The sequence below is a fragment of the Georgenia sp. SUBG003 genome (assembly GCF_000715355.2).
Classification (GTDB): Bacteria; Actinomycetota; Actinomycetes; order Actinomycetales; family Actinomycetaceae; genus Georgenia.
Genome location: NZ_CP180204.1, coordinates 193,820 through 215,555 on the forward strand (window position 1 = coordinate 193,820; position 21,736 = coordinate 215,555).

General features: G+C 72.3%; 14 protein-coding genes and 6 pseudogenes. 9 read left to right on the forward strand and 11 right to left on the reverse strand.

What is annotated here, in order from left to right:
- Positions 1–3: 3 nt before the first annotated feature.
- From DA06_RS00830 to DA06_RS00865, 8 genes and pseudogenes are all read right to left on the reverse strand, one after another.
- Positions 4–114 (reverse strand): annotated as a pseudogene (locus tag DA06_RS00830) (IS481 family transposase); the annotation flags it as partial.
- Between the two features lie 370 nt (positions 115–484).
- Positions 485–1,738: an AAA family ATPase gene (locus DA06_RS00835; protein WP_418606705.1), complete on the reverse strand. Its 1,254-nt coding sequence runs from the start codon at positions 1,736–1,738 to the stop codon at positions 485–487.
- Positions 1,729–2,412, reverse strand: coding sequence for a glycosyltransferase (locus DA06_RS00840; RefSeq protein WP_052436195.1), 684 nt, complete (start codon positions 2,410–2,412; stop codon positions 1,729–1,731). Before DA06_RS00840 ends, DA06_RS00835 begins: the two co-directional genes overlap by 10 nt.
- Before the next feature lie 46 nt (positions 2,413–2,458).
- The gene (locus DA06_RS00845) at positions 2,459–2,908 is read right to left on the reverse strand and encodes a glycosyltransferase (protein WP_043496649.1); all 450 of its coding nucleotides are present in this window, start codon (positions 2,906–2,908) and stop codon (positions 2,459–2,461) included.
- A 179-nt stretch (positions 2,909–3,087) separates the two neighbouring features.
- Entirely contained in the window at positions 3,088–5,064 is a 1,977-nt protein-coding gene (locus tag DA06_RS00850) for an ABC transporter ATP-binding protein (protein ID WP_418608300.1), read from the reverse strand.
- A gap of 225 nt (positions 5,065–5,289) precedes the next feature.
- The gene (locus DA06_RS00855) at positions 5,290–7,755 is read right to left on the reverse strand and encodes a LamG domain-containing protein (protein WP_052436196.1); all 2,466 of its coding nucleotides are present in this window, start codon (positions 7,753–7,755) and stop codon (positions 5,290–5,292) included.
- A gap of 155 nt (positions 7,756–7,910) precedes the next feature.
- Positions 7,911–8,501 (reverse strand): aminoacyl-tRNA hydrolase, encoded by a 591-nt coding sequence (pth, locus tag DA06_RS00860; RefSeq protein ID WP_043496650.1) that lies wholly within the window; start codon positions 8,499–8,501, stop codon positions 7,911–7,913.
- A 96-nt stretch (positions 8,502–8,597) separates the two neighbouring features.
- Positions 8,598–9,218, reverse strand: coding sequence for a 50S ribosomal protein L25/general stress protein Ctc (locus DA06_RS00865; protein WP_043496651.1), 621 nt, complete (start codon positions 9,216–9,218; stop codon positions 8,598–8,600).
- 444 nt (positions 9,219–9,662) lie between these two features.
- Here DA06_RS00865 and DA06_RS00870 point away from each other — a divergent pair, with 444 nt between their 5' ends.
- The 9 genes and pseudogenes from DA06_RS00870 to DA06_RS00910 all read left to right on the forward strand — a co-directional run bounded on the left by DA06_RS00870 (position 9,663) and on the right by DA06_RS00910 (position 19,132).
- Positions 9,663–10,976 carry a nucleotide sugar dehydrogenase gene (locus DA06_RS00870; protein WP_043496657.1) on the forward strand — a complete coding sequence of 438 codons (1,314 nt, stop codon included), beginning with the start codon at positions 9,663–9,665 and terminating at the stop codon, positions 10,974–10,976.
- Positions 10,970–12,190 (forward strand): annotated as a pseudogene (locus tag DA06_RS00875) (glycosyltransferase family 4 protein); the annotation flags it as partial. The gene DA06_RS00870 and the pseudogene DA06_RS00875, both read left to right, overlap by 7 nt.
- Before the next feature lie 114 nt (positions 12,191–12,304).
- Positions 12,305–12,478 (forward strand): annotated as a pseudogene (locus DA06_RS00880) (RsmE family RNA methyltransferase); the annotation flags it as partial.
- 113 nt (positions 12,479–12,591) lie between these two features.
- Positions 12,592–13,656: a PhoH family protein gene (locus DA06_RS00885; RefSeq protein WP_043496680.1), complete on the forward strand. Its 1,065-nt coding sequence runs from the start codon at positions 12,592–12,594 to the stop codon at positions 13,654–13,656.
- Positions 13,653–14,105 carry an rRNA maturation RNase YbeY gene (gene ybeY, locus DA06_RS00890; protein ID WP_043496679.1) on the forward strand — a complete coding sequence of 151 codons (453 nt, stop codon included), beginning with the start codon at positions 13,653–13,655 and terminating at the stop codon, positions 14,103–14,105. The genes DA06_RS00885 and ybeY overlap by 4 nt, the downstream gene beginning before the upstream one ends.
- Positions 14,106–14,122: 17 nt before the next feature.
- Positions 14,123–15,334: pseudogene (locus DA06_RS00895) on the forward strand (hemolysin family protein); the annotation flags it as partial.
- A gap of 144 nt (positions 15,335–15,478) precedes the next feature.
- Positions 15,479–16,388, forward strand: a pseudogene (era, locus tag DA06_RS00900) (GTPase Era).
- Positions 16,389–17,474: 1,086 nt separating this feature from the next.
- Positions 17,475–17,816, forward strand: a pseudogene (locus DA06_RS00905) (ABC transporter permease subunit); the annotation flags it as partial.
- On the forward strand, positions 17,813–19,132 hold the full coding sequence (locus tag DA06_RS00910; protein ID WP_418606706.1) for a branched-chain amino acid ABC transporter permease: 1,320 nt from the start codon (positions 17,813–17,815) through the stop codon (positions 19,130–19,132). The pseudogene DA06_RS00905 and the gene DA06_RS00910, both read left to right, overlap by 4 nt.
- Here DA06_RS00910 and DA06_RS00915 read toward each other — a convergent pair.
- The 3 genes from DA06_RS00915 to DA06_RS00925 are packed head-to-tail and all read right to left on the reverse strand — an operon-like array spanning position 19,083 to position 21,582.
- Positions 19,083–20,357: an LCP family protein gene (locus DA06_RS00915; protein ID WP_418606707.1), complete on the reverse strand. Its 1,275-nt coding sequence runs from the start codon at positions 20,355–20,357 to the stop codon at positions 19,083–19,085. The genes DA06_RS00910 and DA06_RS00915 overlap by 50 nt on opposite strands.
- A 34-nt stretch (positions 20,358–20,391) precedes the next feature.
- Positions 20,392–20,886: a DUF2304 domain-containing protein gene (locus DA06_RS00920; protein ID WP_418606708.1), complete on the reverse strand. Its 495-nt coding sequence runs from the start codon at positions 20,884–20,886 to the stop codon at positions 20,392–20,394.
- Positions 20,887–20,898: 12 nt separating this feature from the next.
- Positions 20,899–21,582: a glycosyltransferase family 2 protein gene (locus tag DA06_RS00925; RefSeq protein ID WP_418606709.1), complete on the reverse strand. Its 684-nt coding sequence runs from the start codon at positions 21,580–21,582 to the stop codon at positions 20,899–20,901.
- Positions 21,583–21,736 lie beyond the last annotated feature (154 nt).

Consider the following 21,736-nt stretch of genomic DNA (forward strand, 5'->3'; position numbering starts at 1 on the left):
CCCCTCGCTCTGCAGTGCGTGGTTGAGTCTTTCGACCTTCCCGGTCTGCCAGGGGCACTGCGGCTTGATGATCTGCCTGGCGCCGAGCTCGGCGACGACCTCGCGCAGGGAGTGCCACCCCGGGCCGGGCGCGCTCGTAACGGGTGTGCCGGCGCAGCTCGAGCGCCCGCCGTTCGGCCGTGGAAGGTCAGACGGGCGTTACGGGGATCCGAGGACCTCCGGTGGGTGCGGACTCTGGACGAGCCACACCCCCACCCCGGAGGCCCTCCCTCGTTCAATCAACCCTGGCCCGTGTGTCCCACACGGCCCGTGTCACCAACGTCCCGGCCGGGGACTCTAGCTGACCGCGTCGTCAGCCGGCACGTGCCTTCGCCGTCCGCCGCCGCGCGCCGAACCGCCGGACCGCGGCGTGGCGTGCACGAGCTGCAGATCCCTCCATCGCACCCCGGTAAGGGTGATGCCGAGCACACGTGCGTCGACGGTCCTAAGCGTCTCGAGCGCCCGACGCAGCTGCCGCCGCCGCGCCACACCGGCGCCGACGACCAGCAACGTTCCTCCGGCGACCTCGCTCAGCAGCACGCCGTCGGCGACGGGGAGCAACGGGGGGGCCGTCGAGCACCACCACGTCGTACTGGCTGCTCATGGCTTCCATCAGCGCCACCATCGCCGGTGACGCCAGGAGCTCGGTCGGGCGGTCGGTCAGCCCGCCGGGCATGACGTCCAGCGTCGTGCCGGGGCAGCGCTTCACGACCTCGTCCGGGTCGGCCCGCCCCTCGAGCACGTCGGCCAGGCCCTCGTCCCCCCGGATTCCCAGGTGCCGGGCAACAGCGGGTTCGCGCAGGTCCGCGTCAACCAGCAGCACGCGATCTGCGGTCTCGGCGAGCGAGACCGCGAGGTTGACCGCCGTCGTGGTCTTCCCCTCCCCCGCGACCGCCGAGGTCAGCAGGATCGACCGCGGCGGGTCGGCGCGATGGACCAGCTGCAGGTTCGTCCGCAGCCGGCGGACAGACTCGGTGACCCCGCTCGGACGCTCGTCCTGCGCGAAGACCGGGCGCGTCGCCACGGACCTGTCGTGCTCCAGGACGCCCAGCACGGGCAGGTCGGTGAGGGTGGAGACGTCCTCCCCGTCACGGATGCGCGTCTCCAGCACCTCCCGGAGCACTGCGACGCCGATGCCGAGCACCAGACCGACGAGCAGACCGAGCACCATGTTCCGGATCAGCGGCGGTGAGGCGGCGCCCTCAGGTGCCTCCGCCTCGGCGATCACGGTCGCCCGCATGGCGCCGGCGCCGTCGGTACCGTCCGAGCCGAGCTCCGAGACGGTGGCCGAGAGGTGGCGTGCCACCGCGTTGGCGATGTTCGCCGCCGTCGCAGCGTCATCGGCGGTCGCCGTGATCTCCACGATGGCAGTGCCTTCGGGGATCGACGCTGCCACCGCTCCCGCGAGCTCCTCGGAGGTGGTGCGCGGGCCGATGTCCTCGGCCACCCGGTCGAGCACGATCGGCGACGTCGCGATCTCGGCGTACGAGCTCATCTGACTGGTCGTGTAGGCGGACCCCTCGTTCAGCTCCGCCACCGTGCCCGGTTCCGCCACGGAGAAGTACAGCCGTGTGGAGGCCGTCTGCGCGGGCACGGACGTCAGCGTCAACGCCGCTGCTGCCAGCAGGCCCGCCAGCGCGAGCACCACCACCGTGATCCGCCGCCTCCGCAGCAGCTCGACATATCGGTTCAGATCCATCGTCTCCCGCTCCCTGCTCCCCCGGACAGGAGCGACACCGCGCGAAGCCCCTGCTCGAGTCCTTCGGTGACGGCAACGGCGAGCGACCGTGGACGCACCTGCGTCCGGCCGGCCCGCTGCCCTGTTCCGTACGCGAGCGCCAGCCGCTCGCTCTGAGTACCTCTCTCGTTCTCCTGGAGGAACGCGCGCCAGGCGGCGAGGTTCGCCCGCCGGCGGTCGCCGTCGGTGAGAACACCGTGGACGAGTCGGGCGGCGTGCGCCGGGTCCGCGGCCGTCGCGACGGCAGGAGTGCCGGGCTCCGACGGAAGCCTCCGGACGACCACAGGGACGCCCAGCCCCACGGCCTCCAGCACCGTCATGGGGAAGCCCTCCCAGGCGGCGGAGTGGAGGTAGCAGTCCGCGCGGGCCAGGGTCTCCAGGCCGACCGTGCGATCGCACCAGCCCGTCAGCTCGACGCCGGTCCGGCGGAGCACACGCTCGTCACCGGGCGCCCCACCGCCGATCCACAGGAATCGCAGGTCGGGTGCCGACGGGCGGAGGCTGCCCACCGCGTCGGCGAACCAGGCCGGGTCCTTCTGCGCGCACACCCTTCCCATCCCGACCACCAGCGGCGGCCGCGCCGGCTGCAGGGTGCGGCGGCGGTCGACGTGCCCGACCTGCGCGACGTTCGGCACGAAGACCGCGCGGCCCTCTCCGAGCCATCTCCGGCCGATGGCGGCCTCATGACGTGAGCAGCCGGCGACAACCCCCCGTGTTGAGCGCGAGGGAACGCTCGACGACATAGCAGCACGTTCGGACGAGCAGCGAGATGTTGCGCCGCTCGAACGCGAAGCAGTGAGGCGTGTACACGATCCTCACGTGCCGCCCGTCCCGGACGGCGAGGCGTGCGTACACACCCGCACGGCTCGAGTGCGCGTGCAGGACCGCCGGCCTCACCACGGCCAGCGCGCGCCTCACGGCGAGAACCGCCTGAGGGCCGCCGGGCAGATCCGTCACCGAGGCGAACGTCGCGGCACTCGCGTCGCCGGCGAGCGAGCCCTCACGTCTCCTCCTCAGGATGTGGTGCTCCAGCTCGGGCGTCGCGGCGACATACGCGTCGATCGCGCTGGCGACCCCGCCGCCGTAGCTCTCGACGACGTGCAGGACCCGGAAGCGGGCGTGCCTCGTCATGTGGACTCCCTCGTGACCTCCGTTGGGAGGAAGAAGCACAGCAAGGCGTCCACGCGCGTGGCAGCTCGTCCTGGATGAACCCCGGGTGAAAGCGACGGCCTGGGAAGGGTGGGGAAAATCGGGTGGGGCACGTCTGGTGCCGCAGCGGCTTTCTGCGGGCCAGCGCCCACAACCGGCCGTCAGGTGCGGGCTCTGTCCTGCGGCTGGAACTGGGTCGTGTAGAGCTCGGCGTAGAGCCCGCCGAGGGCGATCAGTTCCTCGTGGGTGCCCTGCTCGACCACCCGGCCGGAGTCGACGACGGCGATCGAGTCCGCCTTGCGCACGGTGGAGAGCCGGTGCGCGATGACGATGGAGGTTCGGCCCTCCATCGCCGTGTCGAGGGCGAGCTGGACGGCGGCCTCGGACTCGGAGTCCAGGTGCGCCGTCGCCTCGTCGAGGACGACGACGCGGGGCGAGCGCAGCAGGAGGCGGGCGATGGCGACGCGCTGCTTCTCCCCGCCGGAGAGCCGGTGACCGCGGTCGCCGACCACGGTCTCCAGGCCGTCCGGCAGGCGCCGCACGAGCGGCTCGACGTGGGCGGCGCGCAACGCGGCGAACAGCTCCTCGTCCGTGGCGCCGGGCCGGGCGTAGAGCAGGTTCGCGCGCACGGTGTCGTGGAAGAGGTGGGCGTCCTGCGTCACCACGCCCACCGCCGCGTGGAGGCTGGCCTGCCGGACCCGGCGAAGGTCCAGACCGCCGACGCGGACGACACCGGAGGAGGGGTCGTACAGCCGGGCCACCATGGTGGACAGAGTGGTCTTGCCGGCTCCGGACGGGCCGACGAGGGCGAGCATGGAACCGGGCGGGACGCGCAGCGAGATGCCCCTGAGGACCTCCTCGTCGGGACGGCGAAGGGCCGGGCGCGTCCCTCCGGGTCCCGGTCCACCGTCCGACCGGCCGTCGCCCTCGGGCCGACCGCCACGGACCGTCTGGGTGCCGGTCGTCGGCAGACCCTCCAGGGAGGCGAGCGACACCTGCTCGGCGCCCGGGTAGGAGAAGTGCACGTCCTCCAGCTCGACCGCGAGCGGCCCCTCGGGCAGGTCGACGGCGTCGGGGGCGTCGCTGATCAACGGCCGGAGGTCGAGCACCTCGAAGACACGCTCGAAGCTCACCAGGGCGCTCATCACGTCCACCTGGACGTTGCTGAGCGCGGTCACCGGCCCGTACAGCCGGCCGAGCAGCCCGGCGAACGCGACGAGCGTCCCCACCGTGACGGCCCCGTCGATCGCCAGCAGACCTCCGACGCCGTAGACCAGCGCGGTGGCGAGCGACGCCATCGCGCCGAGTGCCGCGAAGAAGACCCGGCTGCTCATCGCGGTTCGGATGCCGATGTCCCGGACCGCGGCGGCCCGCTCGGCGAACTCGGCGTCCTCGCGAACCGGTGTGCCGAAGAGCTTGACGAGGAGCGCCCCTCCCACGTTGAACCGCTCGGTCATCCGGTTGCCGAGCTCCGCGTTCAGCTCCATGCCGCGCCGGTTGAGCGCGGCGAGGCGGCGGCCCACCCGCCGCGCGGGCAGCAGCAGCAGCGGCACGACCGTCAGTGCCATGAGGGTGATCTCCCACGACAGGGCGAGCATCGTCGCCAGGACGACGATCACCGAGATGACGTTCGAGACCACGCCCGACAGCGTCGAGGTGAAGGCACGCTGGGCGCCGATGACGTCGGAGTTCAGCCGCGTGACGAGCGAGCCCGTCTGGCTGCGCGTGAAGAACGCGACCGACTGGCGCTGAACGTGCGCGAAGACGTCCGTGCGCAGGTCGTAGATGAGCCCCTCGCCGATGCGTGCGGAGAACCACCGCTGGACCAGCGTGAGCACCGCCTCCCCGACGGCGACCAGCGCGACCAGGGAGGCGAGGACGACGACCAGGCGGCGGTCACCGTGGGCCACGCCGTCGTCGATGATGCGCTGGAGCAGAAGCGGGGTGGCCACGACCAGCAGGGCCGCCACCACGACCAGGAGCAGGAACCAGGCGATCTGGAACCGGTAGGGCCGCGCGTAGCCGAGCACGCGCCGGGTGGTGCCGGGCGTGAGGCGGTGGTCCTTGACGGAGGAGTCCTGCCGCAGCGTGCGCCCGTAGCCGCCCGGGCCCCCCATCCCTCCGTGCATCCCACCCATGCTCACGGGAGGCACCTCGCCGACGCGGAACAGCCCGTCGACGTCCGCCGGCGACGACCGGCGGTCGGCCTGGCCGTGCCCAGGAAGTTGCACCCCACCCGAAGAACTTACTCGACAGGACACTCCGCACGGCCGACGTCGCGCGCGCCGGCCCGCCCTCCTGCCGTTCCGCCCGTCTGCGGACGCTCGCCCGGGCGAGCGGTCGCGCTCCGATCCTTGCCCGCCCTACCCGCCCGCGAGGGCGGTGATCTCCTCCGCGGTCAGCGCCCGGTCGTACAGGTGCACCTCGTCCAGCCCTCCGCGGAGCTTGCGGTACCCGCCCGGCTCCGCACCGATGCCGAGAGGCAGGGAGTTCACCGCGACCGACGACGGGCCGGCCACCGATCCCTGCTGCACGCCGTTCACGTAGAACCGCATGGTCGTCCCGTCGTAGGTGCCGGCGAGATGCACCCAGGCGCCCAGCGTGTGCGCCGACGTGGCGTTCACCCGGTACCGGTCGCCCGCGGTGTCCTCGTTCAGCCGGAAGAATCCGGCTCCCGAGCTCGACAGCGACAGCTCGAACCCGTCCCGCGTCCCGTTCGTCGCCTTCTTCACCACGTACTGCGTCGCCAGGGCCTGCGGACGCACCCATGCCGCGACCGTCATCGCGCCGGAGACGTCGAGAGAGCCGGAGTCCGGGACCTGGACGTATCCGCTCGACCCGTCGAGCACCAGCGAGGACCCCGTGCGCCCCGGGCCCCACGCCACCGTGCCCTGCGCCCTCCCGTGGTTGCCCAGGCCCGAAGAGTCGGCCGCCGTCGTCCCCGCCCCCTCGTCCAGCAGCCACCGCCCGCGCACCCCGCCCGAGGGAACCGGTCCCGGTTCGGGGTCGGGATCGGGCTCCGGATCGGGCACCGGGGCTCCTCCGAGCAGGGTGGAGTGCGCCTCGGTGACGGAGGACGCCATGACCATGAGCCCGCCGCCGACGTTCTCCCTGGTGCTGGTGACGTTGTTGAAGTTGCCGTCCATCACGGTCGTGGCCGAGTCGGGGAACGCGAGGTCCCGCACGGAGGCCGCCTTCATGAGGATGTCGTCGTAGTTGGTGCTCTCGGTGTAGAGCACCCGGAGGGTTCCGGTGGACTCGTCGAGCTGGACGATGCCGCGGGTGCCGATGTCGTCGACCTCCCGGAGGTTGTCCCACGTGCCGGTCGGCCGCCGCACGAGCAGACCGACGACGGGCTGGTCGGACCGGTTGTAGGACGTCTTGACGGCCGCGTACAGCGTCCCGTCCGACGCGACGGCGACGTTGAGGTGGTCGTCGGCCATCCCGTCGCCGACGTTCCGGGCGGACTGGCTCGCCGGCACCTCGTCGCTCCCCCACGTCGACGGCGCTGCACCGTCGGCGTGGATGCGGAAGCCGAAACGCTCGGTCGCCTGGTTGGACCAGAGCACCCCGATCCGCCCGCCCGGCATCGCAGTGACGACGGCGATGTCGTCCTCCGTGATGTTGGAGGCGAGCACGACCCGGGAGGAGAAGGAGGTGTAGGGGGCGTCGGCGTAGCGGACCTCCACGCTCGTCCGGCTGTCGGACGCCAGCCACATCCGCCCCCTGGAGTCGACGTCGATGGTGGCGGTCTCGCTGCCGGACAGCGACACGGGCGTGGCCGTGGGCCGCCTGGTCCACGGTTTGTACGTCTTCGTGGCGGCGTCGTACTCGACGGAGACGAGGACGGGCGAAGGGCCGTGCAGCATGATGTGCGTGACGTCGCCGACGCGCTTGGTGTCCGCGCGGAGGGTCGCGTCGGAGGTGAGACGCAGGACGTTCGTCCAGCCGCCGGCGTCGTAGCGCCACAGCCAGGTCCCGGCCGGAGACACCGAGGTCGAGGCCAGCACCGCCCACCAGGTGCCGTCGTGGCTCCAGATCTTCGACTGCGGCTTCTCGCCGGTGTTGACGGAGATCGGGAGACCGTCCGCGGCGGCGAGCGCCGCCGCCGACGGCCCGGCGACGACGGACGCCGGGTCGGTGGGCTCCTGGGCGTGCTGCGCCGGACCGGCTGAGGGCCCGGCTGCGCGGCCGCGAGGAGCCGGGGGCGTCTGCGTGGTCCACCCGAGGGTGACGAGCCCGGCGTCGCCGTTCTTCGCCGCCACCTGAAGCACGTAGGTCTCGCCGGCCTTCGCCGGGAAGGTGAGGTCGGAGGTGACGACGCTGCCGGCGTCGTCGTCGGTGCGGAGCTTCGTGAGGCCGTCAAACTCTCCGGCGGCGCCCACCTGCCCGGTGTAGACGGTGAGCACGGTGTCCAGCTCGCTGCCGTGGGTGTGGAAGCGGTACGTGCCCGCGGACGGCGCGGTCCAGCGCCACCACAGGCTCGCGGCGACGACCTCGGGGGCCTCCGGACCGGCCGTGGCGGCGAAGTTGGGCGCCACGACGGTCCCGGAGCCGCCCTCGACGGCGACTGCGGCCGCGGGCTCCGAGCCGGCCACGGCCGGAGGCGCTGCTGCCGTCGGGGTCTCGACCGTCGGGGTCTCGACCGTCGGGGCCGACGTCGGGGTCTCGACCGTCGGGTCGGCCGTGTCCGCGCCCGCGGGCTGGGCCACACCCAGAGCGAGGGCCAGGGTGGCCGTCGCCGCCAGGGCGAGCCTGCCGGCCGCGTCGATGACGGTCGGCCGGTGCCGCCGTCGTCCCCGCGGCGACCGTCGTCCTTGTCGCACCATGGACCGTTCCTCCCGCCGGGGCCCCGGAACCGGCCCGGGACGCGCACGCGGCCTCGTGCCGCGCGATCGAGTGTCCGGTGCGGAGGTCACCCGCTGCGGGGACGGCGGGGGTGAAGTCGCGCCACGGTCCGGGGTGAGCCGGGGGTGGCCCCCGCTCAGGCGGTGTGGAGCCGCAGCTGCGCCTTCTCGAGCCCGAGCTGGAGAACCTCCTCGACGGCGTCGGCGGCCTCCTCGAGCGTCACGGCCAGGCCCGGGCGCTCGACGGCGGAGAAGTCCCGCAGCACGTAGTCCGCGGGGTCCGTCCGTCCCGGCGGGCGGCCGATGCCGACGCGCAGGCGCAGGTAGTTCTTCGTCCCGAGCGCGGACGAGATGGACCGCAGCCCGTTGTGGCCGCCCTCTCCGCCGCCGAGCTTGAGCCGCAGCGTGTCCGCCGGGAGGTCGAGCTCGTCGTGGACGACGAGCACCCGCTCGGCCGGCACGTCGTAGAACTTCGCCAGGGCTCCGACCGGGCCGCCGGAGACGTTCATGTACGAGGCGGGCTTGGCGAGGATCGCCCGGGGGCCGGGCGCTCCGCCCGGTGCGAAGCCGACGCGGCCGTCGAGCACCTGGGCGCGGGCCTTGTGGGTGGTGAAGGACCCGTTCATCCGGCCGGCGAGCACGTCGAGGACCATCTGCCCCACGTTGTGACGGTTGCCGGCGTACTGCGGACCGGGGTTGCCCAGCCCGACGACGAGCCACGGCCCCATGCTGCTCCTCCTCCGGGCCCCCGCGGCAGAGCGACGGCCCCACATGCACGTCGCGCCCAGGCGTGGCCTGGCGCGACGGTGGTACGGACTGGTGGATCAGGCCTCGGACGGCTCGGCGCCCGCGGCGGCACCGGCCTCCGCGGCGGCCTCGTCGGCCTCGATGTCCTCGGCGCTCACGCGCGGGACGGAGATGACGACGACGACGGACTCGGGGTCGTCCTCGATGGCGGCGTCGCTCGGGCGCGGGATGTCCGCGACGCGGACGATCGCACCGTCCTCCAGGCCCTCGATCGGGACCGTGACGGCCTCGGGGATCCGGGTGGCGGGCACGGTGACCGTGAGGGTCATGAGCTCGACCTGGTGGATGGTGCCGGGGGCCGACTCGCCCTCGACGTGGACGGGGACCTCGACGGTGACCTTCTCGCCGGCGCGCACGAGGACCAGGTCGAGGTGCTCGATGTGGCGCTTGACCGGGTCGCGCTGGATGTCCTTGACGAGCGCCGTCTGCTCCGTGCCCTCGATGTCCAGGGTGACCAGCGCGTTCGCATGGTCCTTCACGGCCAGGAAGGTGTCGTGCGAGGGCAGCGCGAGGTGCTGCGGCTCGGCGCCGTGCCCGTAGAGCACGGCCGGGATGAGGCCAGCGCGGCGGGTACGGCGGGCCGCGCCCTTGCCGAACTCGGTGCGGGGGGTTGCGGTCAGCTTGGCGTTGTCGGCCACGGGGGTTCTCCTTGGACGGTGCTTCTCAGTGGGCGGTGGGCCTCAGCGTGGGACACCGTACGGACGGCGCGACGAGGCACCACCGCGTCGATCACGGATCCGGGGAACGCGCACATTTCCGTGCAGCGCCCGAGTGGGCCGCAAGCCCGTCCGGCGTCCCTCGCCGAGGCAACCTGTACATCTTAGCCACATCGACGACCACGCGTAAGTCGCAGCGAGCCGGCCCGGTGCTGCAGCGGACGGACGCTCCACCCTGCGCCACGGGCTCCCTAGCCCCCCGGTTGGGACTTGAGGCACGCCCCCTCACCCCGAACCACCCCCCTCGGCCGCCCCACGATCATCTCCGGACGGCCATCGGAGATTGGGCCACCGGCGGTCTGATGGATCGCATCACACGGGCGCCGACGACGGAGCCCGACCTCGGAAAGACCTGGGGGAGATGCCATGAGAGTCGCGATTGTCGGCCTGGGTTACGTCGGCACGGTGACGGCCGCCTGCCTCGCGGAGAGCGGGCACACCGTCGTCGGGGTGGACGTCAGCACCATCAAGGTGGAGCAGGTCAACAGCAGCGTCAGTCCCGTCAGCGAGCTGGGCCTGAGCGAGCTCGTCGAGAACAACGTCGAGCGCGGCCGCCTCAGCGCCACCACCGACGGCCCGGGCACGGTGCGGTGGGCCGACGTGGTGCTGGTCACGGTCGGCACGCCGTCGGGCCGCAACGGTGACGTCCACCTCGACGACGTGTTCAAGGTCATCGGCAACGTCGGTGCCGCGATCGCCGAGGACGACACCTGGCGCCTCGTCCTCATCACCTCGACGGTCCCGCCGGGCACGGTCGAGGGCGACCTCGTGCCGCTGCTCGAGCGGACCTCCGGCCGGCGCGCCGGCGTGGACTTCGGCGTGGCGTTCTCGCCCGAGTTCCTGCGCGAGGGAACCGCCGTCGCCGACTTCCTCTCGCCCCCGAAGACGGTGATCGGGGCCGACGACGACCGCTCGGCCAAGGTGGCGGCGTCGCTCTACCGGCCGTTCGCCGGCGAGGTCACCCGGACGTCGATCGCCGTCGCGGAGATGGTGAAGTTCACCGACAACTCCTGGCACGCGCTCAAGGTGGCGTTCGCCAACGAGATCGGGCGTGTCGCGGAGGCGCACGGGGTGGACAGCCACGCGGTGATGGCGATCTTCAAGTCCGACACCAGGCTGAACATCTCTAGCCGCTACCTCACCCCCGGGTTCGCGTTCGGCGGTTCGTGCCTGCCCAAGGACCTGCGCACCCTCACCTACCGCGCTCGGCGCAACGGGGCCAGCGTGCCCGTCCTCGAGTCGATCCTGCCGAGCAACCGGGCCCACCTCGACCTGGCCCTCGGGAAGATCGAGGCCGTCGGCGCCAAGAGCGTGGCCATCCTGGGGCTCGCCTTCAAGGCAGGCACGGACGACCTGCGCGAGAGCCCCTCCCTCGAGCTTGCCGAGCGCCTGCTCGGCAAGGGCTACGACGTGCGGATCCACGACGAGCACGTCAACCTGCGCAAGCTCATCGGCGCCAACCGGGCGTACGTGCTGAGCGTCCTCCCGCACATCGCCGAGCACCTCGACGACGACTTCGGGCGGGTGACGGACGACGCCGACGTGATCGTGGTCACGCAGAACAACCCGGCCTACTCGCGGGTGGCCGACGAGTCACGGACGGAGCAGACCGTGCTGGACCTGTGCGGCGTCGCCCGACCCCACAACGGGGCCACCAACTACGTGGGACTGACATGGTGAGGCCACGTCGCCGTCACCGGGCGGAGCCGGGCGGGTCCTGGGGCGGACGGCGGCGTGAGCCGGACCGTGCCCCGCGCGTGCTGATCCTCGTGGAGAACCTGGCCGTGCCGTTCGACAAGCGGGTGTGGCAGGAGGCGCGGACCCTGCAGGCCGCGGGCTACGACGTCAACGTAATCTGCCCGCGCTCGGCGCAGCACCCGCAGGCCCACGAGGTGCTCGACGGTGTGAACATCTACCGCTACGCGAGCTCCTTCGAGGCGCGGCGTTCCCTCGGGTACCTGGTGGAGTACCCGCTCGCGCTCGCCTCGCAGCTCGCTCTCGCGCTCAAGGTGCACCGGGCCGGGCGCCTCGACGTCATCCAGGCCTGCAACCCGCCCGACCTGCTCTTCCTGGTCGCCCAGCCCTTCAGGCTGTTCGGGCGAACCAGGTTCGTGTTCGACCACCACGACGCGTGCCCGGAGCTCATGGTGGCCAAGGGCAGGGAGCCGGGGAGCCTCCTGGTCCGGCTGATGGAGCGCCTCGAGCGGTGGACGTTCGCGACGGCCGACGTGTCGATCGCCACGAACGAGAGCTACCGGCGGATCGCGGTCGAGCGCGGCGGGATGGCGCCCGAGGACGTCTTCGTCGTCCGGTCCGCGCCGACGGTGGCCCGGTTCTCCGGAGCCCGTGAGGACGTGGCCCTGCGCCGCGGCAAGCGTCATCTGGTGGCCTACGTCGGTGTGATGGGGATCCAGGAGGGCATCGACTACCTCCTGGACGCCGCGGACCTCCTCGTCAACGGACGTGGACGGCGTGACATCCAGTTCTCGCTGGCCGGCTCCGGGCCGGAGTTCGACCGCCTGGTGGCGCGCGTGGAGGAGCTGGGCCTGCAGGAGAACGTGACGTTCCTGGGACGGATCAGCGACGAGGACCTCGGCGCCCTCCTGGCCACGGCGGACATCTGCGTCAACCCCGACGAGGCCAACAGCATGAACGACATCTCCACGATGAACAAGATCATGGAGTACATGGCGCTCGGGAAGGCCGTGGTGCAGTTCGACCTGGCCGAGGGGCGCGTCTCCGCCGGGGAGGCGAGCCTGTACGCCCGGCCCAACGACGCGGGCTCCCTGGCCTCGTGCATCGCGGAGCTGCTCGACTCCCCCGGACGCCGGGCCCTCATGGGTGAGATCGGTCGTACCCGGTTCGTCACGCGCTTCTCGTGGGAGCACTCGGTCCCGCACCTGCTCGCCGCGTACGACCGCGCGCTGGGTCGGCCCGCTGCCGTTCCCGCACCCGCGCCGGCGCCGTTGCCCGCCCGTCCCGGCGACGGGACGGGACTGGCCGGACCCGCGGACGTGGCCGTCGTCGTCGGGCCGGAGGGCGGCATCACTGACGAGGAGGTCGCCGCCCTGGCGGCCGCCGGCGCGCAGCCGGTCCTTCTCGGGCCCCACGTCCTGCGCACCTCGACCGCCGGGCCCGCCGCCCTCGCCGTCCTGTCCCAGCGGCTCGGCCGCTGGGGCTGAGCCCGGGCTGCGCGCGCACCGCGGGGTGCCGATATCCTGCAAGCCGGTGCGGCACGACCGTGCCGTGCCGCGACCGATCCACCGAGGAGAACGAGGGCCCCGCGCCCGCCACCATGTCGCAGATCCCTGAACCGGACGACACCGAGCTTCCCATCGGCCAGGTCCAGCGCCAGGTCACCGTCCCCGAGTCCGTGCCGATGGTCGTCCTGCTCGGCCAGCGCGACGAGGTTCTCCGTGCCGTCGAGGGCGGCTTCCCCGGCGTGGACGTGCACGTGCGCGGCAACGTCGTGACCCTGACCGGCCCCACCGGAGACGTCACCCTGGCGGAGCGGCTCGTCGAGGAGCTGGCCACCGTCGCGGGCGTCGGGCAGCCGCTGACCGCCGACGCCGTCGGCCGCGCCATCACCATGCTGCGCGGCCAGGCCGTCGAGCGGCCCGCCGAGGTGATGACCACCAACATCCTGTCCTCGCGCGGCAGGACCATCCGGCCCAAGACCGTCGGGCAGAAGCGTTACGTCGACGCCATCGACGGCTCCACGATCGTCTTCGGCATCGGACCCGCCGGCACCGGCAAGACCTACCTGGCCATGGCCAAGGCGGTCAACGCCCTGCAGTCCAAGCAGGTCAACCGGATCGTGCTGACCCGCCCCGCCGTGGAGGCGGGGGAGCGGCTCGGCTACCTCCCCGGCACCCTCAACGACAAGATCGACCCCTACCTGCGGCCGCTCTACGACGCGCTGCACGACATGCTGGACCCGGAGTCGATCCCCAAGCTCATGGCCGCGGGGACCATCGAGGTCGCCCCGCTGGCGTACATGCGCGGACGAACCCTCAACGACGCCTTCATCATCCTCGACGAGGCCCAGAACACCTCGCCCGAGCAGATGAAGATGTTCCTCACCCGGCTCGGCTTCAACTCCAAGGTCGTGGTGACCGGCGACGTGACCCAGGTCGACCTGCCCACCGGGACCAGGTCCGGGCTGCGCGTGGTGCAGGAGATCCTCACCGACATCGACGACGTCACGTTCTGCCGCCTGACCAGCGCCGACGTCGTGCGCCACCACCTCGTGGGCGAGATCATCGACGCGTACGAGCGCTGGGACGCTGCCGCGCGGTCCCACGAGAACAGGCCCCGCCACCCCGGCGGGCGGCGGGAGAACCGGGGGGAGAGCCGATGAGCACCGAGGTCGCCAACGAGTCCGGCTACGAGGTCGACGGCGAGGAGTTCGCCGCGCTCGCCCGGTACGTGCTCGAGGAGATGCGCGTCCACCCCCAGGCCGAGCTCTCCATCCTGTTCGTCACCACCGACGTGATGTCCGAGCTGCACGAGCGCTGGATGGACGAGCCCGGCCCCACGGACGTGCTCTCGTTCCCGATGGACGAGCTGCGCCCCGGCCGAGCCGGGGAGGAGCCGGTCGAGGGCACGCTCGGCGACATCGTGCTGTGCCCCGACGTCGCCGCCGAGCAGGCCCGCGCCGCCGGCCACTCCACGGTGGAGGAGCTGCTGCTGCTCACGACCCACGGCATCCTGCACCTGCTCGGCTACGACCACGCCGAGCCCGAGGAGGAGAAGGAGATGTTCGGCCTGCAGCGCCGGCTCCTCCTGACCTTCCTCGCCGGGCGCTAGGGGGCCGTGTGGAGGGCATGATCGACGACGTCCCCGAGTGGTGGCTGGTGGTCCTCGCCGTGCTCAGCCTGACCGTCGGCGCGACCCTCAGCGCGGGGGAGGCCGCCCTCCACCGGGTCACCCGGGCCGCGGTCGCGGACCTGGCCGCCGAGGGGCGGGGACGTCCCGACGCCGTCGGCCGCCTCCTCGACCGGCGCCACGACGCCCTCGGCGCGGTCGCGTTCGTGCGGGTGCTCGCCGACATGACCGCGGCGGTCTGCCTCACGCTCGCCGTCGCCGACCTCCTCGGCGTGTGGTGGCAGGTGCTCCTCGTCGCCGTCGCCGTGACGGCGTTCGTCGTCGCCATCGTCGTGGGGGTGAGCCCGCGCCGGCTGGGGCGGCGCAACCCGGCCCGCGTCCTGTCGACGCTCGCCCCGGTGATGAACGTGCTCGCCGCGTTCGGCGGTGTCGCCGCCCGCGTGTGGCAGGCGGTCTCCCCGCGGCCCGCCCGGACCGCGACCGAGGTGCGTGAGGAACGCGAGGGGGACCTGCGCGACATGGTCGACCGGGTCAGCGAGTCCGAGCAGATCGAGGACGACGAGCGCGAGCTGCTCCAGTCGGTGTTCGAGCTCGGCCGCACGCTCACCCGCGAGGTCATGGTCCCGCGCACCGACATGGTCACGATCGACGCCGACGAGCCGCTCGGCCGGGCGATCACCCTGTTCACCAGGTCCGGGTACTCCCGCGTCCCCGTCGTCGGCGAGTCCACCGACGACCTGCGCGGCGTCCTGTACCTCAAGGACGTCATGCGCCGCGTGCACCGCCGCAACGACACCGAGGGCCTGACGGTCGCGGACGTCATGCGGGAGCCGACCTTCGTGCCGGAGACCAAGCTGGTCGACGACCTGATGCGCGAGATGCAGGCCGGCAGCGTGCACATCGCCATGGTGGTGGACGAGTACGGCGGCATCGCCGGCCTGGTGACGATCGAGGACCTCCTGGAGGAGCTCGTCGGCGAGATGGTCGACGAGCACGACCGCGCCGAGCCCGAGGTCGAGCACCTCGGCGACGGCACCGTGCGGGTTCCCGCCCGCTTCCCCATCGACGAGCTCGGAGACCTCTTCGGCCTGGAGATCGACGACGACGACGTCGACTCCGCCGGGGGCCTGCTCGCCAAGGCCCTGGGCAAGGTTCCCCTGCCCGGGGCCGCCGTGGACGTCCTCGGCATCCACCTGGTCGCCGAGCGGTCCGAGGGCCGGCGTCGCCGGGTCTCGACCCTGCTCGCCTCCCGGGCGCCGAGGAAGACGAGACCCAGGAGCAGCCATGAAGTTCCCGTCCGACGACGAGCTCACCGCAGGCCCGAACGCGCTGGAGGGCCTCATCCCCGCGGGCGGATGGCCCGAGGACTTCCGGGCCGCTTCGCCTGCCTGGTGGGCCGCCCCAACGCGGGCAAGTCCACGCTGACGAACGCCCTGGTCGGCGAGAAGATCGCCATCACCTCCGGCCGGCCGCAGACCACCCGGCACGTGGTCCGCGGGATCGTCCACCGTGCCGACGGCCAGCTCGTGCTCGTGGACACGCCGGGTCTGCACCGGCCGCGCACGCTGCTCGGGCAGCGGCTCAACGACCTCGTGCGCGAGACGCTCGCGGAGGTCGACGCCATCGTCTTCTGCCTGCCCGCGGACGAGAAGATCGGCCCCGGGGACACCTTCATCGCCCGCGAGCTCTCGCAGCAGCGCACCCCCCGTGGTCGCCGTCGCCACCAAGGCGGACAAGGTCTCGCGGGAGCGGCTCGCCGAGCACCTGCTCGCCGTCGACAAGCTGGGCGAGTGGTCGGCGATCGTGCCGGTCTCGGCGGTGAAGGACGAGCAGGTCGACGTGCTCACGGACGTTCTCCTCGAGCACATGCCGGTCGGCCCGCCGCTGTACCCCGAGGGCGAGCTCACGGACGAGCCGGAGAACGTCATGATCGCCGAGCTCGTGCGCGAGGCGGCCCTGGAGGGCGTGCGCGACGAACTGCCGCACTCCCTCGCGGTGGTGGTCGAGGAGATCACCGAACGCCCACGGGAGGAGGGCGACCAGCGCCCCCCGATGCTCGACGTCCACGTCAACCTGTACGTGGAGCGCTCCTCGCAGAAGGCCATCGTCATCGGCAGGGGCGGCTCCCGGCTCCGGGACGTCGGCACCCGCGCCCGCAAGGGCATCGAGGCGCTCCTCGGCGCGCGGGTCTACCTCGACCTGCACGTGCGGGTGGCCAAGGACTGGCAGCGTGACCCCAAGCTGCTCCAGCGACTCGGGTTCTGACCCCCGTGTGCGCCGTGCCACCACGATGCGCACGGGCCGCGCACGGGCGAGGAACTAACCTGACCCGGTGAGATACCGCAGGCTGGCCGCCAGCATCGTGCTGGTGCTCCTCCTCGGTCTGATCGGCTCGGTGGCGGGACCGGGATGGAACCCCCAGCCGCTCGAGCACACCCTCGTCCCCGAGTCGCCGGACACGACCATCGGCTCCGACGCGCTCACGGCCCCCGTCGGCACGTACGACGTCGCGCGCGAGGTCGTCGACGTCCGGGTCGAGGACGGCGTCACGGTGCGGGCGACCATCGCCTCGCCGGTCGGCGCACCCGAGGGCCGGCCGGGCATGCTGTTCATGCACGGCGCGGGAACCGCGACCCACGAGAACTTCGGCGAGATCACCACGGCCCTGGCCAGCGCCGGGGTCGTCACGATGGTCCCGGACAAACGCGCCGACACCTACTCCACCCGCTCCCGCGACTACGCCGGCATGGCCGAGGACTACCTGGACTCCTTCGCGGTGCTGCGGGACCGGCCCGGCGTCGACCCGGCCAGGGTGGGCGTGTACGGGGAGAGCGAGGGCGCGATGTCCGCGCCCATCGCCGCCGTGCTCGACGACGACGTCGCCTTCGTGGTGCTCGTCTCCGCGCCCGTGCTGCCGATCCGGCAGCAGGGGGCGCTCGCCGCGGACTCCTACCTGCGCGAGGTCGGCGTGCCGGGCCGGCTGCTCCGCGCGATCCCGCGCCTGGTCGGGGGTGCGTTCCCCGGCGGCGGCTTCGAGTACTTCGACTTCGACGTGCGTCCGTACCAGCAGCGGATGACCCAGCCCGTCCTGATGGTCTACGGCACCGGGGACGCGTCCATGCCGATCGTGCAGGGCGCCGAGGCGCTCATGGAGGACCTCGAGCTCGCGGGGAACGAGGACCTCACCCTCCGCTACTACGAGGGCGCGAACCACGGCATCAGGGTCGACGGCGCCCTGGTGCCGGCCTTCGTGCACGACCTGGCCCGGTGGACGCTGGGCCTCCCCGGGACGGCGGGGGCGCCTCCGCGGGTCGCGGGCGCCGAACCGGTCCAGGCCTTCCGGGCCGACGACGTCGACCGGTCACGGCGCTGGGCATCGACGTGCGCCGGTCGTTCACGCTCGTCTTCTCCATCGGCGGTGCGGCCGCCGGCCTGGGCGGCGTGCTCGCCTCCCAGTACAACGGCTACGTCTCCGCGCACCTGGGCCAGACCCTGCTGATCTTCGCCTTCATCGTCACCGTCATCGGCGGCCTCGGTTCCCTCGGGGGCGCCGCCGTCGCCGCGGTGGTGGTCGCGGTCCCGCAGCAGCTCGCCAACTACTACTGGGGCTACGGCGACCTCATCGCGGTCCTCGCGCTCGCCGTCGTCCTGCTCGTCCGCCCGACCGGCCTGATGGGAGCGAAAGCAGCATGACCTCCCCCACCTCCACCGAGCGCCCCGCGGCCGAGCGGGCCGCCACGGTTCCCGAGGCGTCCCCGGCGCCCGTCCGCGGGCGCCGGCGCGTGCCCGGCTGGCTGATCGGCGCCGTCGCCGTCGCCGTGGTGGCGTGCCTGCCGCTGCTGAACCTGCCTCTGCCGGGGGTCCTGCCCGGGCCGACGTACATGCCGGGCAGCCTGCACCTGATGGCGCTGTGCATGGTCTTCGCGGCCCTCGCGCTGAGCTACCACCTGCTCTACGGCGTCGCCGGCATGCTCAGCTTCGGCCACGCCCTGTACTTCGCGGCCGGCGCCTACGGGCTCGCTGTCCTGCTGGACCGCACCGACATGCCGCTGCTGGTGGCCGCTGCCGTCGCGCTGGGCGCCGCGATCCTGCTGGCCACCGTGGTGGGCGCCGTGTCGCTGCGGGTCTCCGGCGTCTCCTTCGCGATGGTGACCCTCGCGTTCGCGCAGGCCGGCAACGTGCTGGCCCGCCGCAACCCCCAGGGCGTCACCGGCGGCGAGGAGGGCATCGGCCTGGCGACGGCGAACGTCCCCGGCGCGCTGGTCGGCGTGGTCAACACCCGCAACATGTTCTGGGTCGCGCTGGCGAGTCTCGTGGTGGTCTACGTCGTCGTCACGTGGGTCCAGCGCTCCCGGGCCGGGCACGTGGTCGAGGCGACCCGCGAGAACGAGATGCGCGTGCGGGTCATCGGGCAGCCGCCGTACCTCATCCGCCTGCTCACGTTCGTCATCGCCGGCACGCTCGCGGCGGTCGTCGGCATGGTCTACCTGCTGCTGCAGTCCCAGGCGGTGCCCACCATCACCTCCGCCGACTTCACGATCCAGGCGCTCATCATGGTGGTGCTCGGCGGGGTCGGGTCGCGCTGGGGAGCGGTGGTCGGCGCCGTCGTCTACACCCTCCTCGACCAGCGGCTCAGCGTCCTCGCCGGCTCCGACCTGGTCGAGTCGCTCCCCACGATCCTGCACGTCCCCCTCAGCGAGCCCGCGTTCATCCTCGGCGTGCTGTTCATCCTGGTGGTGCTGTTCATGCCGGGCGGCATCGCCGGCGGGACCCGGCGCCTCACCGGGCGTCGCCGCGGCCCTGCCGGCCCGGCCACTGCGTCGTGGATGGGCCGGCGCGGCGCGGTCGCCGGCGCCGACGGGGCGTGCGGTGCGAGGATCGGGCCGGCTGCCGCCGGAGACCGGGCGGAAACTCGGTGGCAGCTTCCTCGGCTCGTCGTCGCTCATCCGAGAGCTTCCTTCACTTGGTGCACACCGGGACGGTCGGCTCGGGGGAGGGAGCCGCGGTGACGACGCCGTCGTCGGTGGTGTCCTCCGTGGGTTGCTCGGACGGCGTCTCGGTGGCCGTCTCGGTCGGCTCGGGGGCGGGCGCCTCGCCGGTGCCGGTGATCGCGGCGTCGATGGGGCGGTCGGCCTTGATGTTCTCCCACATCGCCTCGGCGTCGGCGGACGGGACCACTCGCGGACCTGCCCAGTCGAACGGCATGGTCGCGAAGCTGATCGCGCCCGGCTCGAGGCCGCGCAGCGAGTTGGCGAGGCCCGCCATGGTCGGCAGGCCGCCGATGTACGGCCCCGTCGTCAGGGTGGAGGTCGCGGCGTCGAGGAACTGGTAAAGCGCCGGCAGGTCCGTCAGCAGGTTCTTGCCGAGCGCCTCCCGGGCGATCGCGGCCACGAGCTCCTGCTGACGTCCGATGCGGGAGATGTCCGAGCCGTCGCCGACGGTCTTGCGCGCGCGGGCGACCCCGAGCGCCTCCGTGCCGTCGAGCACCTGGCAGCCGGCGGCCACCCGCAGCTGCGCGTAGGGGTCGTCGATCGGCTTGTCGAAGTAGAGCGGCACGCCGTCGAGAGCGTCGACGACGTTCTTGAACCCGGCGAAGTCCACGACGACGAAGTCGTCGATGACGATGCCGGTCAGGTCCTGGACCGTCCGGATGGTGCAGGCCGCCGCCGCGCCGACGTCACCGGTCTGCCCACCCGTCTGGAACGCGGAGTTGAACATGGCGTCCTCGTGCGGCGTGGTCGTGCTGCCGTCGGGAAGCGTGCAGGCGGGCACGTCGACCAGCGTGTCGCGCGGGATCGACAGGACCTCCACCCGGGAGCGGTCGGCGGAGATGTGGGCGATCATCGTCGTGTCCGACCGCATGCCTTGAACCTCGCCCGCTGCGCCCGCGCCGTCGACGTCACTGTCGCCCGCCCGGACGTCGGACCCCATGACGAGCAGGTTGATCGGCTGGCCGGCCTTCTGGTCGATCGGTTCGGGCTCGCCGCCGGCAGTGGCGGAGTCGCCGAGCAGATGAGAGATGTCGTGACGGTCGACGTTGCCCTGGATCTCGCTGTACGCGAAGGCCGCCCCGGACCCGACGAACAGCACGGCGGCCAGCCCGGCGACACCCGCACGGCGTAGACCGGTGCGCCGCCGCAGCGCGTGGGCATGCCTCGGGTGCGCGGGCGGCTCTCCGCCGATCCCGCGCGACAGCTCGGCCCGACCTCCGGACCCCTTGGCATGTCTAGGCACGATCCTCCATCTTACGGGTGACGGCTCCCCGCTTTCAGCGCAAAGTCTCGTCCGAGGCGGGCGTGTCCGACGGCACAGCCTGCTCCCTGGTTGGCGGCTTCCTGACGTCGGGACCGTCGCTCGTCGGAGCGACCTGGAACGACTTCTCCTGGGGCCGCTCCACCGTGAGCTGTTCCTGGAGCTCCGACCGGGCCTCCTGGGCCGACAGGGCCGCCTCCGCGAGGGCGACCTTGCGAGCGAGGACGGTGATGCGGCGGTTGAGGAGACTGGTCGTCCTGTAGGTGGTGGCCAGGGAGCTGAGGAAGGCGATCACCAGCGCGTAGAGCAGGAGATCCGCACCGCGGCCGACACCGAGGAAACGTGCCAGCACGGTGAGCCAGCTCGGGAAGAGGACCGACAGCACCGCGAGGACGACGAAGCCGGCGAGCAGCAGCCGGCGGACCGCCTGATGGCGCGCTCCCGCCGTCGACCGTGTCAGCAGCACGGTGATGATGGCGATGGCCACCAGGAGGATGATCTGGATCAGCACGAGCGCCCCCAACTAGTTGAACACCAGGTCGACAAGGATGTTGACCGAGTTCAGCAACGACTGGCCCTTGCCCCTGGAGTAGTCCGTGTAGAGCACGTGCACGGGATACTCCGCCCACGGCAGCCGGGTCCGACCCAGGTTGAGCACGATCTCCGTGGCGTGCGCCATCCGGTTCTGCCTGAGGTCGAGCGAGGAGGCCGCGTCCCGTCGGATGACCCGGAGCCCGTTGTGGGCGTCGGTCAGCCGCAGTCCCGTGGACTGATTGGTGACCCAGACCGCGGTGCGCAGTACGAGGCGCTTCGCCCAGCCCGGACGGGTGCGCTCGTCGAGGAACCGCGAGCCGAAGACGATGGCCAGGTCGTCGCGCCTGGCGAGCGAGACCATCGCCTCGGCGTCGTCCACCTGGTGCTGACCGTCGGCGTCGAAGGTGACGATGAAGTTGGCGTCCGTCTGTTCGAGGACGTACCGCATCCCCGTCTGCAGGGCAGCGCCCTGTCCGAGGTTGAAGGGATGGCGGACGACCATGGCGCCCGCCCGCTCGGCAACTGCCGCCGAGGCGTCGGCCGAGCCGTCGTCGACGCAGACGACGTTCGGGAAACGCTTGCGGGCGCCGGTGACCACGTCTCCGATCACCGCGGCCTCGTTGTAGAGAGGGATGACGAGCCACGCATCCGTCACGGGGGACTCGGTTGACATGGGCGCCATTCTCTCAGGAGATGAGCTCGCTCCGGCCACACGGCTCGGCCGTTCGCATCTCTGGCTCGCCGGGTCTTCCGAGCCGATCGTCCCGAGAGGCTCTGTGCACGCTGGGATACCGTTCCCCCGACCGGCCGCAGCACCCGACGCGGCC

Excerpts from the sequence above, each read along its gene's own strand:
- ybeY (WP_043496679.1), top strand. The coding sequence starts at position 13,653 with ATGAGCACCGAGGTCGCCAACGAGTCCGGCTACGAGGTCGACGGCGAG.
- pth (WP_043496650.1), bottom strand. The coding sequence starts at position 8,501 with ATGGGGCCGTGGCTCGTCGTCGGGCTGGGCAACCCCGGTCCGCAGTAC.
- DA06_RS00835 (WP_418606705.1), bottom strand. The coding sequence starts at position 1,738 with ATGGATCTGAACCGATATGTCGAGCTGCTGCGGAGGCGGCGGATCACG.
- DA06_RS00925 (WP_418606709.1), bottom strand. The coding sequence starts at position 21,582 with ATGTCAACCGAGTCCCCCGTGACGGATGCGTGGCTCGTCATCCCTCTC.
- DA06_RS00850 (WP_418608300.1), bottom strand. The coding sequence starts at position 5,064 with ATGGGTGGGATGCACGGAGGGATGGGGGGCCCGGGCGGCTACGGGCGC.
- DA06_RS00845 (WP_043496649.1), bottom strand. The coding sequence starts at position 2,908 with ATGACGAGGCACGCCCGCTTCCGGGTCCTGCACGTCGTCGAGAGCTAC.
- DA06_RS00855 (WP_052436196.1), bottom strand. The coding sequence starts at position 7,755 with ATGGTGCGACAAGGACGACGGTCGCCGCGGGGACGACGGCGGCACCGG.
- DA06_RS00885 (WP_043496680.1), top strand. The coding sequence starts at position 12,592 with ATGTCGCAGATCCCTGAACCGGACGACACCGAGCTTCCCATCGGCCAG.
- DA06_RS00910 (WP_418606706.1), top strand. The coding sequence starts at position 17,813 with ATGACCTCCCCCACCTCCACCGAGCGCCCCGCGGCCGAGCGGGCCGCC.
- DA06_RS00870 (WP_043496657.1), top strand. The coding sequence starts at position 9,663 with ATGAGAGTCGCGATTGTCGGCCTGGGTTACGTCGGCACGGTGACGGCC.